Here is a 12,750-nt window from a genome sequence, read left to right on the forward strand (position 1 = left end):
CACCGAAAATGTGCTATAATGAGCGTTGTTTAACCTGAAAGGAGAATGTGAAAAATGGCGAAAAAAGGATACATACAATTAACGAATGGAAAGAAAATTGAGTTTGAACTTTACCCAGAGGCTGCTCCAGGTACAGTAGCAAACTTTGAAAAATTAGCGAATGAAGGCTTCTACGACGGATTGAAATTCCACCGCGTGATCCCAGGGTTCGTAAGCCAAGGCGGCGATCCAAACGGTAATGGAACTGGAGGACCTGGTTACACAATTAAATGTGAAACAGAAGGAAACCCTCATCAGCACGAGAGAGGTTCATTATCAATGGCACACGCTGGTAAAGACACTGGTGGCAGCCAATTCTTTATCGTACATGACCCACAGCCGCACTTAAACGGTGTTCACACTGTTTTTGGCAAAGTAACATCTGGTATCGAAGCTGTTCTTGATATGGAACAAGGACAAGGCATGGAAAAAGTCGAAGTGATCGATGCTTAATCCAAAACACCGCTTAATTGCGGTGTTTTTTTATTTTACATCTGATGTTTCTGTGATCTGTGCCGTGAAGCGATAGGTGATCATCCAATAAAAAAGGGCTAAGGCGCTGATAGAGGCTCCAAATAGACATACCCCATTCCAGCCAGCGTTGGCGTATATGTTAGTTGATACAATAGAACCGAGCGCACTGCCGAGGGAATAAAAAATCATATAAGCAGCAGTCAGCCGGCTTCTCGCCTCAGGCCGGACCATGAAAATCATACTTTGATTGGTCACATGAACGGCCTGCACAGATAGGTCAAGAATGACGATACCAACGATTAATAAAATGAGGGAATATTCAGTAAAAAAAATAAAACACCATGAAAAGAGTAATAGGACAAGGGCGATGCACGTTGTTAACTGTCCTAAGCCTCGATCAGCAAGGCTTCCAGCTCGAGCGGCACCTAATGCTCCGGCAACTCCAGCGAGGCCAAATGCACCAATCGCCGTATGTGACAGATTGTATGGCGTAGTGCTGAGAGGCAGCACAAGTGAAGTCCACAGCGTGCCAAACACAACAAAGATCAGAAAACCCAGTACGCCACGAATACGTAGAATTCGTTCTTGTCTGAACAATATAAACATTGAAGCGAGCAAGTTCACATAGGATATGGAGACTCTCTTGCTGTCAGCACTCGGAAGATACCGGTACAACACGCCAGTAATGATCAGCATCATCACGCCGGAAACGAGGTAGACTGATCTCCAGCCGGCGAGATCGGTTAGTACACCAGCAAACGTTCGTGCGAGAAGAATACCAATCACAATTCCACTTTGAACCAAGCCCACTATGCGGCCACGTTCTTCAGGAGCGGCCCATGTCGCTGCGAATGCTACGAGTACCTGAGTGACTACAGCAAGCAGTCCCACCGCAGCTAGTCCTATGAACAGGACGGTGGCGGTAGGGGCGATACCGACTAGAATGAGAGATAACACGGATACTAGCATTTGAGCTACGATGAGCCGCCGTTGGTTGAACAGATCACCAAGTGGTACGATCAGTAGCAGTCCTAGCGCATAACAAAGCTGAGTAATCGTAATGACCATACCAATGGCTGAATAGCTGATACCAAACTCGGCTGCGAGGGAGTCTAATAATGGCTGTGCAAAGTATATGTTTGCAACTGCCATCCCTGAGGCTGTCGAAAACAGTAGAGCCATATTACGAGTCATCGTTGATCGGGTGTTTATTTGTAAATGAGTTGTTTCCAGATCAGAATGTTCAACGGCATTCATTTTTTCTTTTTTCATGCATGTCAGCAGCTCCTTTTGTACTGAAAAGTATAATATACTGATTGGTATAAAATGATTCCTGTTAAGGATAACCAGAGAAACGTTTTAAAGTCAAGATGATGTAGTGAAGATCTAGTCAATTTGACAATGATATGTCAATAAAATAAAATGATAATATACCGATGAGTAAAAAACGTTATAAGAAATAGATGATTGATTTAGTGAAGAGATTTTTATGATAGAAATGAGGGTTGATAATGGTTCGACAACGGGAATTTGATGAGGAAAAAGCGTTAGATGAGGCCTTGTTGCTTTTTTGGGAGAAGGGGTACAGAGCCACTACATTAAGCGACTTAACTGCAAAAATGGGAATACAGCGGCCAAGCTTATACTCAGCGTTCGGTGATAAAGAGGAATTGTTTGAAGCAGCATTACGCAAATATACAACTCAGCATGCTGCCCACATTCGAACAAAACTTCAAAACAATCTATCTGCAAAGGAAGCATTTCATACATTATTTGCTGAATTAGTAGAAGAGGAATATGGACATGGGCCGAGTAAAGGGTGCTTCTGCATCAATACAATAGTCGAGCTTGCCCCACACGAAGAGAAATTTGAAATCCTCACAAGAGAGCATCAGATGTATCTTTCGATCATTTTTGAAGAAAAAATTGTACAAGGTATTCGCTCGGGTGAGCTCGAAAGCAGTCTGAATGCCAAAGCCTTAGCGCAGGCGCTGGTTGTTTCTTTTATTGGACTTACAGTTCTCATGAAATCTCGCCCAGAGCGTTCATTTGTAGATCATTCTGTAGCGACGATCCTATCCATATTGAAATAAATAGTCTATATAAAGAAAGCGTATTTTGATCCATTGATTAAAACACGCTTTTTCTTTTAGGGTGTGATGGACACGTTTTTGTGATATGATAAGAGAACAAACATTCGTATTCGTGAGTGTCACCATATGTAGCTCTAAAAATAAGTGGAAGTGCACATCTAAAAAGCGTGTGATCATGCTGAAAGAAAGCAGGAGATACTTTGAAACCATTAACAAAAGAAGAAAAAAACCAGATGATGATTGCCATTCAGCGTTACTTTGCCGAAGAACGAGAAGAGGAGATTGGTGAATTAGCAGCCATCAATATATTAGAATTTATCACAAAATATCTTGGAAGCTACTATTATAATCAAGGGGTTCGTGACAGCCGAAATATCGCTGTTCAAAGATCTCAATTGTTAGAGGAAGATCTATTCGCACTAGAGAAAAGAATATAATCAAAAAGCTCGTCTATCTTATTCATCCTGCTAACAGATAAAGAGGAAAAAAGACCCCCTTAATAAAGAACGCATATTCGTATCATATGTAATGATGAAAAGGTGGAACCAAAAGTCCATTTGAATCGTTATATAAGTAACCATTAATGAAAATCAGCTTTTTTGGTTTTATTTCATCAAAAGAAGGAATAGAACATACAAATAGGCGAAGTGCAGATGATGGAGGTTCTAAATATGGGGAAAATCAAATTGAAAATCGCAATCTTATTTGTTTTACTGCTTTGTTTAGGCGCAGGTTATTTATACATGAATGGCATGAAAATTGAAGATGTGCCAACAGCCATTGGCGAAAGTTTAACGAATAATGATAAAGATTACACCATCTATGAATATACCATTACAAAAATTGATGGTGATGAGTATTACGGTCAAGCCAAAAATGGCACGAAAATCATTTTTAATGGAAAGAAATTTGAAGATGATGTGGCCGATCTGAAAAAAGGCGATCGTATTAAAGCGTACTTTAGTAATGAAAAAAGAATAGACGGTCTTATAAAAGTAGTAAAAGTCGTCAATTAACAAGTCTCCTTTCCTATAAGGAGGCTTTTTTTATGAACAGGTGAATAAATCTTGATTGTTGCATTTGACCACAAGGATCGCTATAATAGCCCCTAAGGACAGCTAAATATCGATTGTATCCTTCGGGGCAGGGTGAAAATCCCGACCGACGGTAATAAAGCAAATGCTTTACAGCCCGTGACCCGTTAATTTATTAACGGTTGATTCAGTGAGAAGCTGAAGCCGACAGTGAAAGTCTGGATGGGAGAAGGATAACGAAAGCTATGTATGAACAAAAAATATGTGTTGATCATAGTTTTATTTCTAATGCAAAAAAACCACAGCCCCGGAATTTTTCCGGGGCTTTCTGTATGTCAATATAGTCATTGCATGCAGTGTTTATTAGGTGATCCCTCATTTACCTTGTATGGACCATAAAAAGCGACGAAGGTGTTCAATCGATCACATGTCCCAAACATCGCTTTTTCATAAAGTGAGAAATACAAAAGAAAGAGAAAGGGAGGATCACATGTTTACGGGGATTATTGAAGAAGTGGGTACAGTTCAGTCATTGAGCAAAAGATCCGCAGATGCCATGGAAATCATCATCAAGTGCAGTCGTGTACTAGAAGATGTTCACCTAGGCGATAGTATCGCCATCAATGGCGTTTGTCTCACTGTCACAAGCTTCACAAAAGAACAGTTTGCGGCAGATGTGATGCCTGAGACGGTCAAAGCGACATCACTTGATCAGCTTGCGCCAGGTAGCCAAGTGAATTTAGAGCGAGCGATGTCATCAAATGGACGATTCGGCGGTCATTTTGTTTCAGGCCATGTTGATGGAACGGCTGTGATTACCCGTGTAGAAAAGAAGAGTAATGCCATTTACTATGATTTGAAAATGGACAAGACCCTCACAGATATGCTCACAAAAAAGGGATCGATCGCAATAGACGGCGTCAGCTTGACTATTTTCGATTTGCGAGATGCTCATGTGACAGTTTCTATCATTCCACATACGCTTGAAGGAACTATTTTCCCGACTAAATCTATGGGGGATGTAGTAAATATTGAATGTGACATGATCGGTAAATACATTTATCGCTTTTTAACAAAAGAGCAAAACGAAAAGCAGCCATCACGATTAACCCCATCATTTTTAAAAGAGCACGGATTCTAGGAGGCGATTGTATGTATCATTCAGTTGATGAGGCAGTAAATGCCCTGAAACGAGGAGAAATCATTATCGTAGTAGATGATGAAGACAGAGAAAATGAAGGAGACTTTGTGGCACTTGCTGAGCATGCAACGCCGGAAGTCATTAACTTCATGGCTTTACATGGAAGAGGTCTTATTTGCACACCAGTTCATGCCTCGATTGCGAAACACTTGGATCTGCATCCCATGGTCGAGCGAAATACGGATGCACATCATACAGCATTTACAGTGAGCATCGACCATACGTCAACGACAACTGGTATAAGTGCTTTTGAGCGCTCAACGACCATTTTGGCCATGTTAAATAAAGAGTCAAAACCAGAAGATTTTGCCCGCCCAGGTCATGTTTTCCCTCTTATTGCGAAAGAGGGAGGCGTAGTAGAAAGACCAGGTCATACAGAAGCGGCTGTTGATCTTGCTAAACTTGCGGGTTCAGTGCCAGCGGGTGTCATATGTGAAATTATGAATGCAGATGGAACCATGGCCCGCGTACCCGAACTACAAAAAATTCAAAAAGAACACGATTTAAAGATGCTGACGATTGAAGCATTGCAGGCATATATAAACAAGCAAACAACGACAATGAAAACAAAATAAAAATCACAAAAAAGGATGATGAACATATGAATACAATACAAGGGAATGTAGTAGCAGAAGGATTAAAGTTTGGAATCGTCGTCGCTAGATTTAATGATTTTATTACAAGTAAATTGCTAGATGGAGCAGAAGATACATTGCTTAGACACGGAGCAAACGGTGACGATATTGATGTCGTGTGGGTGCCAGGGGCTTTTGAAATTCCGTATATGGCAAAAAAACTAGCAGAAACAAAAAAATATGATGCAGTCATTACACTTGGAACCGTGATTCGCGGGGCAACATCACATTACGATTATGTTTGTAATGAAGCGGCTAAAGGAATCGCACAAAGTGCCATCTCAACAGGGGTGCCGATTATCTTTGGTGTACTGACAACAGAATCTATTGAACAAGCCATTGAAAGAGCCGGTACAAAGGCTGGAAATAAAGGCAGTGAATCGGCTGCAGCTGCTATTGAAATGGCCAACCTAAATCGAACGTTTCGTTAATTTGATGAAAAAGAGTTTAAAAACAACCTAAAAGTGTTTATAATGTGTGATGAGCAAGTGATTCATAAGACATTTGCTGGAAAATAGGATAATTTTAATATTGAGGGGTATATATGTTAATTCGTTACAAGAGGTCTTTTGAAAAAATTGCCATGGGACTCCTGTCCTTTATGCCGGGTGAGAAAGACGTCAAACAGCTTCAGCAGACGATAAAGTCGTATGAAATGGATGAAGATCGGCAGCTGTTCCTTTGGAAAGATGGTGAGGATATCGTCGGTGCGATTGGTGTGCTGAAAACAGACGACCAAGTACAAATCGAACATATTAGTGTCAATCCGTCCCATCGTGACCAAGGCATCGGCAAGGAAATGGTATTAGCCGTGGAAGAAGTATTCAAAACGAAAACACTCATTCCAAATGAATTAACGCAAGGCTTCTTTCATAAGTGTCACAGTGAAACAAACTAAATATCACACATGTAAAAGCAGAGGCTATATGCCTCTGCTTTAGATTGTTGACAAAGGGCTAAAATAAACTTGATTTTAGCCCTTTGTCTTCTTTTTTTCAGCGTGATAGAAAACCTTTGCAGCCCTAGGAAGGACGAGTACTGGAGCGGAGCGAATTCGATATTCGTGAGCACCGGCACGCAGGACTGACACCGAATGCGAGGGTTTGTCTACACGCTGAAGCAGAGGTTATATGCCTCTGCTTTTTTTACGTTCCATCTGCTTTTCACGTTCAAGCAATACGTCCGTCCGATCACGCAGTCTATGCTTTTCAATTAAGAATGTATGGGATAAGTTGCTCTCCTGTCCGAAGGTTAATCCTTCTTTTTGAGCCATCTCTTGGCATAAAGAAAGAAGCGTTTCATCTCGGATTGGCAGTATCACACTTTCGTAGGGCATGTCTTCATCGATTTTCTTTTTCAGTGTTCTCAGCAGTAAAAGAAATGCCTCTTCATCAAGACCTAATTCTGTTAGTATGTTCCGGTCCGAATCTAATATATGAAGGCTGTTTGAAATCAGCCGTTTTGCTCCTTTTCCATTTCCTCGTCTTTGATGATACAAAGCAACAGCAAGCTGAATGAGACCCACCCAGTACTTTTTGCGCTGATGAGGAGGATCTTCTTTCCAAAATTCTTCAAGAATTTCATGACACTCAAAATAATCTCTTGTCGTATGAAATTCATGTAAAAAAGCCACGTACGCTTTAGGATACACAGCGGTCATCTCCTTTTCCACTATCAGTCTAACATACCGAAAAGAAAAGAAGAAAGAGCGCCCCTTTATGAAAGGACGCTCTGTTTCTTTAATAAACCCAAGCCGCGCCAACGATGATCAGCAAGATGAACAGCACAACAATAAGCGCAAATCCTCCGCCGAAGTAATAACCATCTCCCATAATGTTACGGCCTCCTTTTTCATCAGTTCTGATTACAATGGTATTCTATGTATAAATGCCCTCATTGGTATGGGCGAATCCACTGTTTTTCTTTTTTTGCCTGCTGCCTCATGGTCGAAATTATATTGGACGAGAGCTTTATGGTGTCTTATACTAAAGGTTAGCCGATGAAAACGGTACTTAGAAGACAGTAGAAATGGTGAGAAAAAGAATGCTGGAATATCAGGTGAAAATAGATTCGTTTGAGGGTCCTTTGGACTTGCTTTTACATTTAATTAACCGTTTGGAAATTGATATTTATGATATTCCCGTCGCTAAAATTACGGAGCAGTATTTATTATATGTCCACACGATGAGGGAGCTTGAACTGGATGTTGCAAGTGAGTATTTGGTGATGGCTGCAACCCTCCTCAGCATTAAAAGCAGAATGCTTCTCCCAAAACAAGAGGAAGAGCTGTTTGATGAAGACCTGATGGAAGAAGAAGAGGACCCTCGTGATGAGCTGATTGGCAAGTTAATTGAATACCGCAAGTATAAAAATGCAGCGCAAGAACTGAAGGAACGTGAAGAAGAGCGGCAAAACGCCTTCACAAAACCACCAAGTGATTTAAGTGAATTTGCAAAAGAAGCAGAAGCGAAGGACACAAACTTACACGTCACGGTGTATGATATGTTAGGTGCGTTCCAAAAGGTATTGAACCGCAAAAAAATAACAAAACCAGCACCATCAAAGATTACAAGACAAGAAATCCCGATTGAAGACAAAATGAATGAGATTATGAACCATTTAAGAAAAACAAAAAAGCGGACCAATTTCATGACTTTGTTTCAACATGATCAAAAGGAACACCTTGTCGTGACATTTCTTGCTGTTCTCGAATTGATGAAAAGCCATCAAATCATGCTGGAGCAGGAAGGAAACTTTGAAGATATTTATATCATAGGGAGTGAAACGATTCATGACGCTTGATATCGTGAATTGGAAAGCCATCTTAGAAGCGCTGCTATATGCAGCAGGTGACGAAGGCTTAACAAGAAAACAGCTCATGTCTGTTCTTGAAGTTGATGAGGCAGCGTTGCTTGATATTATGTCTGCCGTAAAGGAAGAATATCAAAAACAAGAACGAGGGATTGAGCTTATTGAATATGCAGATTCATATATGCTGCTGACGAAAAAAGAATACAGCGTATATTTAAAAAAATTAGTAGAGACACCATCGAAAGGTTTGTCACAGGCAGCGCTAGAAGTGCTCGCCATTGTCTCGTATAAACAACCAATTACACGCAGCGAAGTCGAGGAGATCAGAGGCGTTAAATCAGAACGAGTACTGCATAGTTTAGTTGCCAAAGCACTGCTCTGTGAAGTAGGACGTGCCGATGGACCGGGACGAGCGATCCTTTATGGGACAACACCTACCTTTTTAGAGCAATTTGGTTTAAAAGCCTTAGATGAATTACCGCCACTTCCAGAGAATGTGGAAGCAGATGGGGTGCAAGAAGAGGCTGATCTCTTTTTTGAAAACTTCAATCAAACATTTGAAGAGATAAAATAGTTCAAAATAAGGAAAAATGTATGATAAAATATAACAAAGATTTTAGGTCTAAAACCTTTGTTTGAAAGATAAAATGGTGACAAAGCCATGAGGGGAAGGTAAACACGAAACAAATGGCACATATGAATGTAAAGGCTCAAGTTGATCAAGCAGGCGTTTTTTTATCAAAGGTTGCAGTTGAAGTGAATGATTTTCTGAACGAAGCTACCTTATCAAGCTTGAAACGATTAAACCCGGAAGCGGAAGCCTATTATTGTGACATATTAAGTACATTGCGGAAGCTTGCAGTTTATAGCGAGGATGCCGCGGCGGTTTGTCGGAAAATCAGGCAGCAACAGACATTCCCGCAGCAAGCCGCACAGCAGACGCTTCATCGTATTTATCATCAATGTATTGAAGAATTTTTTACACCAAAAAAGGATACATGGTATGAAGATAGCCGTTCAGCCTACACAGGAAAAAGCTGCATTGTTTTCCATCATGAAGTATCGGCTGAGGTCAAACGTTTGTTTTCTTCATTAGAAAAAGAGTTTTTAACGATGAGAGAAGAGCTGGAATATACAACATCTCATCAGCAAATGAAAATGGTATAAAGAAGAATGAAAAGCGACTCTAATCATCGAGTCGCTTTTTTTTATGGACGAGGCATCATAACTTTTTCAGCCGCGCATACACTTGTACAAAACGGACAAGGACGTGAATGAACATGCCCTATTTAAAAATTGGAACAGCAGTCCTTCTTCTATTGACACTCTTACTGCCTTTTTCCTCCCACGCTCAAGCAGACGTGTCATTATCGGTGAGTGCGAGAAGCGCCATTTTAATAGATGGACAGTCAGGCAGAGTCCTATTTGGAAAGGACGAGCACGAAAAAAGAAGAATCGCCAGTATCACAAAAATTATGACGGCTGTATTAGCCATTGAATCAGGAAAAATGAACGACATGGTCAAAGTGTCAAAACGTGCGATTCAAGCGGAAGGTTCTTCGATTTATTTAAAGGAAGGACAGAAGGTGAGTTTAGAAGACTTGACATACGGGCTCATGCTGCGCTCTGGAAATGATGCAGCTGTTGCCATTGCAGAACATGTTGGTGGCAGCTTAGAAGGCTTTATTTTTATGATGAACCAAAAGGCCTCTGAACTAGGCATGGAGAATACGAATTTTCAAAATCCGCATGGACTCGATGATCATAAAAACCATTATTCATCAGCTTATGATATGGCAATCTTAACGAAATACGCCATGAAGCATCAGCAATATCAAAAAATTGCCGGTACCACCTTTTATAAAGCAAAAACAATCGAAGGTTATTGGAAAAACAAAAACAAGCTGCTCACTGGTTTATATCAATATTCGACTGGAGGGAAGACAGGATATACAAAACTTGCAAAACGCACGCTTGTCTCCACAGCTGCAAAAGGAGATGCTGCGCTCATTGCTGTGACGATTAATGCACCGGATGATTGGAAGGATCATATCTCAATGTTTGAGTATGCATTTGATCACTATAAAACGTATGTGCTTGCTGAAAAAGGCAGGCTCGCTTCGTTAAAAGGGACTTTTTACGAAAAAAAAGCGTTTATTAAGCGGGATGTGGACTATTTTTTAAATGAAGATGAGAAAAAACTAGTGGAAATCGAAACGGAAATGCTGACGCCTGAAAAGAAATGGGAGAAAAACAAAGAAGCGATCCCAGATGTAGTAGGGAAAATGACGTTCTTACTGGATGGTCAGGTGATTGAGCAAGTCCCCATTTTTTATGAAAATAAACGCAACCGAATGCCTCAAAAAAGCTTTCAAGAAATGTTTAAGTCTGTCTTTCAGACATCGATAGGCGGATCTTCATGGTCAATCTGATCTGGGTATTCCTCACGGTCATCGGTCTTGTCTATGCAATGTTTAACGGAACGATGCATGAAGTGAACGAAGCGGTCTTTAAAGGATCAAAAGAAGCGGTCACCATTTCAATTGGGTTGATTAGTGTTCTTGTATTCTGGCTAGGATTGATGAAGATCGCAGAAGAAGCGGGGTTGTTACATTTCTTTAGTAAATTATGCCGGCCCTTTATCTCAAAACTATTTCCTGAGATTCCTGCGAATCATCCAGCGATGGGGTATATTCTGTCCAATCTCATGGCAAATTTCTTTGGCCTTGGCAATGCCGCCACTCCACTTGGGATTAAGGCGATGGAGCAGATGAAAGCATTAAATGGCGGAAAAAATGAGGCGAGCCGGTCTATGATCACTTTTTTAGCAGTCAATACATCTTCTATCACACTTGTGCCAACGACTGTCATTGCCATTCGTATGACCTATGGCGCAGATCAGCCAACAGATATTGTAGGCCCAACCATTTTGGCGACACTTATTTCAGGTATCGGTGCGATTATGATTGATCGCTATTTCCACTATCGCAGAAGCAGGCGGGGGTGATCTTGTGGCATTTATTAACTGGCTGTCACTTGCTTTGATTCCACTGATCATCGCAGGAATATTGATTGCAGGGACGATTAAAAAAGTACCGACGTACGAAACATTTGTAGAAGGCGGGAAAGAAGGCATTCAAATTGCCTTTTCAATCATTCCGTATTTAGTCGGTATGCTTGTCGCCATTACGATTTTCCGAGCATCAGGTGCCCTTGACTTTGTCATGGAATTATTGAAACCTGTGTTTACAGCGATTGGTATTCCTACAGAAGTGGTGCCGCTAGCTTTGATACGCCCTATATCAGGAACAGCGGCGCTTGGTATGACATCAGACTTAATTGCGACTTATGGTCCAGATTCTTTTATCGGCAAGCTTGCCGCCGTTATGCAAGGGTCAACGGATACGACCCTTTATATTTTAACCGTCTATTTTGGAGCAGTTGGTATTAAAAAAATGGGAGATGCACTGAAAGTGGGGCTGCTTGCAGACCTGATTGGGATCATTGCATCGATTATTATCGTCAGTTTGTTATTTAGCGGCGCCTAATCAGGTGCTTTTTTTATTTCGTGGATGGAAAACAGCTTTTTTGTTGAAATTAGACAGATGAAACGCTTATTTTTCCACGAATGCTTGTTTGTTTCAAGCCAAGCAAGTAAGATAGTACATGAGGTGAAAGACAAATGGAACGTTTACAGAAAGTAATTGCCCATGCCGGCGTCGCTTCTAGACGAAAGGCTGAAGAATTAATTAAAGAAGGACGAGTTACCGTTAATGGTGAAACAGTGACAGAGCTCGGAGTAAAGGTGGGCTCTTCAGATAAAATTGAAGTCAATGGCTTAAAGCTTGAAAGAGAAGAACCGGTTTACTTTATGCTTTATAAACCGCGCGGCGTCATTTCAGCTGCCGAGGATGATAAAGGACGCAAAGTCGTGACAGACTTCTTTGATGATGTTCCGCAGCGTCTGTATCCAATCGGCCGGTTGGATTATGATACGAGCGGTTTAATTTTGATTACAAATGATGGTGAGTTTGCCCATAAGCTCATGCATCCGAAATATCAAATTGATAAAACGTATGCAGCGAAACTAAAAGGCATCCCTTCAAAAGAATTGCTTAGAAAGTTAGAAAAAGGAATCATGTTAGACCATAAAAAAACAGCACCTGCCCGTGCCAAAATGCTTTCAATTGATAAACGAAAGCAAACATGTATTGTGCAATTAACCATCCATGAAGGCAGAAACAGACAGGTTCGCCGCATGTTTGAAGCAATCGGCCACGACGTTTTAAAACTCAAAAGAGAGCAATATGCTTTCCTTCATATTGAAGGTATGAGACCAGGAGACCGCAGAGAATTGACGCCGCATGAAGTAAAACGTCTGAGAGCGATTGCGGATCATGGGAAAAGCGCTTTTTAATTTTCACATAAACTTCAAAAAATGAAGAAGCATCAAAAGAAGGAGA

Annotated in this window: 18 protein-coding genes and 1 riboswitch; of the genes, 15 read left to right on the forward strand and 3 right to left on the reverse strand. The window is 40.9% G+C overall.

Annotation, left to right across the window (positions count from 1 at the left end):
- The first annotated feature begins 54 nt into the window (after nucleotides 1–54).
- Nucleotides 55–492, forward strand: a complete 438-nt coding sequence (locus FBF75_RS13465; protein ID WP_007501040.1) for a peptidylprolyl isomerase — start codon at nucleotides 55–57, stop codon at nucleotides 490–492.
- A gap of 30 nt (nucleotides 493–522) precedes the next feature.
- Here the strand turns inward: FBF75_RS13465 and FBF75_RS13470 are convergent, their stop codons facing one another.
- Complete coding sequence (locus tag FBF75_RS13470; RefSeq protein WP_046343887.1) at nucleotides 523–1,785, reverse strand: MFS transporter; 1,263 nt, start codon at nucleotides 1,783–1,785, stop codon at nucleotides 523–525.
- Between the two features lie 239 nt (nucleotides 1,786–2,024).
- Between FBF75_RS13470 and FBF75_RS13475 the strand changes: the two genes are divergently transcribed.
- The 7 genes from FBF75_RS13475 (at nucleotide 2,025) to FBF75_RS13510 (ending at nucleotide 6,374) form a co-directional block, all read left to right on the forward strand.
- Nucleotides 2,025–2,606, forward strand: a complete 582-nt coding sequence (locus tag FBF75_RS13475; RefSeq protein ID WP_074041969.1) for a TetR/AcrR family transcriptional regulator — start codon at nucleotides 2,025–2,027, stop codon at nucleotides 2,604–2,606.
- 200 nt (nucleotides 2,607–2,806) lie between these two features.
- Nucleotides 2,807–3,043 carry a DUF2164 family protein gene (locus FBF75_RS13485; protein ID WP_035702871.1) on the forward strand — a complete coding sequence of 79 codons (237 nt, stop codon included), beginning with the start codon at nucleotides 2,807–2,809 and terminating at the stop codon, nucleotides 3,041–3,043.
- A gap of 234 nt (nucleotides 3,044–3,277) precedes the next feature.
- On the forward strand, nucleotides 3,278–3,622 hold the full coding sequence (locus tag FBF75_RS13490; RefSeq protein ID WP_008344451.1) for a hypothetical protein: 345 nt from the start codon (nucleotides 3,278–3,280) through the stop codon (nucleotides 3,620–3,622).
- Between the two features lie 114 nt (nucleotides 3,623–3,736).
- Nucleotides 3,737–3,878: riboswitch (FMN riboswitch) on the forward strand.
- 252 nt (nucleotides 3,879–4,130) lie between these two features.
- Nucleotides 4,131–4,781, forward strand: a complete 651-nt coding sequence (gene ribE, locus FBF75_RS13495; RefSeq protein ID WP_026050106.1) for a riboflavin synthase — start codon at nucleotides 4,131–4,133, stop codon at nucleotides 4,779–4,781.
- A gap of 11 nt (nucleotides 4,782–4,792) precedes the next feature.
- Complete coding sequence (ribB, locus tag FBF75_RS13500) at nucleotides 4,793–5,416, forward strand: 3,4-dihydroxy-2-butanone-4-phosphate synthase (protein ID WP_017359786.1); 624 nt, start codon at nucleotides 4,793–4,795, stop codon at nucleotides 5,414–5,416.
- Between the two features lie 26 nt (nucleotides 5,417–5,442).
- Nucleotides 5,443–5,907: a 6,7-dimethyl-8-ribityllumazine synthase gene (ribH, locus tag FBF75_RS13505; RefSeq protein ID WP_007501031.1), complete on the forward strand. Its 465-nt coding sequence runs from the start codon at nucleotides 5,443–5,445 to the stop codon at nucleotides 5,905–5,907.
- 113 nt (nucleotides 5,908–6,020) lie between these two features.
- Nucleotides 6,021–6,374 carry a GNAT family N-acetyltransferase gene (locus FBF75_RS13510; RefSeq protein ID WP_008344455.1) on the forward strand — a complete coding sequence of 118 codons (354 nt, stop codon included), beginning with the start codon at nucleotides 6,021–6,023 and terminating at the stop codon, nucleotides 6,372–6,374.
- Between the two features lie 228 nt (nucleotides 6,375–6,602).
- Here the strand turns inward: FBF75_RS13510 and FBF75_RS13515 are convergent, their stop codons facing one another.
- Together FBF75_RS13515 and FBF75_RS13520 are read right to left on the reverse strand one after the other, a co-directional pair.
- A complete protein-coding gene (locus tag FBF75_RS13515; protein WP_136944832.1) occupies nucleotides 6,603–7,127 on the reverse strand; it encodes a DUF309 domain-containing protein in 525 nt (174 codons plus the stop codon).
- An 88-nt stretch (nucleotides 7,128–7,215) separates the two neighbouring features.
- Nucleotides 7,216–7,308: a YjcZ family sporulation protein gene (locus tag FBF75_RS13520; RefSeq protein ID WP_008359694.1), complete on the reverse strand. Its 93-nt coding sequence runs from the start codon at nucleotides 7,306–7,308 to the stop codon at nucleotides 7,216–7,218.
- Nucleotides 7,309–7,519: 211 nt separating this feature from the next.
- On the opposite strand from FBF75_RS13520, the gene FBF75_RS13525 reads away from it, so the two are divergent.
- The 7 genes from FBF75_RS13525 (at nucleotide 7,520) to rluB (ending at nucleotide 12,704) form a co-directional block, all read left to right on the forward strand.
- Nucleotides 7,520–8,278 (forward strand): segregation/condensation protein A, encoded by a 759-nt coding sequence (locus FBF75_RS13525; RefSeq protein ID WP_007501021.1) that lies wholly within the window; start codon nucleotides 7,520–7,522, stop codon nucleotides 8,276–8,278.
- Nucleotides 8,268–8,861, forward strand: a complete 594-nt coding sequence (gene scpB / locus FBF75_RS13530; RefSeq protein WP_008344462.1) for an SMC-Scp complex subunit ScpB — start codon at nucleotides 8,268–8,270, stop codon at nucleotides 8,859–8,861. The genes FBF75_RS13525 and scpB overlap by 11 nt, the downstream gene beginning before the upstream one ends.
- Before the next feature lie 113 nt (nucleotides 8,862–8,974).
- Nucleotides 8,975–9,454 carry a YpuI family protein gene (locus FBF75_RS13535; protein ID WP_060781158.1) on the forward strand — a complete coding sequence of 160 codons (480 nt, stop codon included), beginning with the start codon at nucleotides 8,975–8,977 and terminating at the stop codon, nucleotides 9,452–9,454.
- 113 nt (nucleotides 9,455–9,567) lie between these two features.
- Complete coding sequence (locus FBF75_RS13540) at nucleotides 9,568–10,719, forward strand: D-alanyl-D-alanine carboxypeptidase family protein (protein WP_035702877.1); 1,152 nt, start codon at nucleotides 9,568–9,570, stop codon at nucleotides 10,717–10,719.
- Nucleotides 10,707–11,294, forward strand: a complete 588-nt coding sequence (locus FBF75_RS13545; RefSeq protein WP_007501015.1) for a nucleoside recognition domain-containing protein — start codon at nucleotides 10,707–10,709, stop codon at nucleotides 11,292–11,294. Before FBF75_RS13540 ends, FBF75_RS13545 begins: the two co-directional genes overlap by 13 nt.
- A gap of 4 nt (nucleotides 11,295–11,298) precedes the next feature.
- On the forward strand, nucleotides 11,299–11,835 hold the full coding sequence (locus tag FBF75_RS13550) for a spore maturation protein (protein WP_019743084.1): 537 nt from the start codon (nucleotides 11,299–11,301) through the stop codon (nucleotides 11,833–11,835).
- A 134-nt stretch (nucleotides 11,836–11,969) separates the two neighbouring features.
- Nucleotides 11,970–12,704, forward strand: a complete 735-nt coding sequence (gene rluB, locus FBF75_RS13555; protein ID WP_008344472.1) for a 23S rRNA pseudouridine(2605) synthase RluB — start codon at nucleotides 11,970–11,972, stop codon at nucleotides 12,702–12,704.
- Nucleotides 12,705–12,750: the final 46 nt, after the last annotated feature.

This window comes from Bacillus sp. S2(2019), assembly GCF_005144805.1.
Lineage (GTDB): Bacteria > Bacillota > Bacilli > Bacillales > Bacillaceae > Bacillus > Bacillus altitudinis.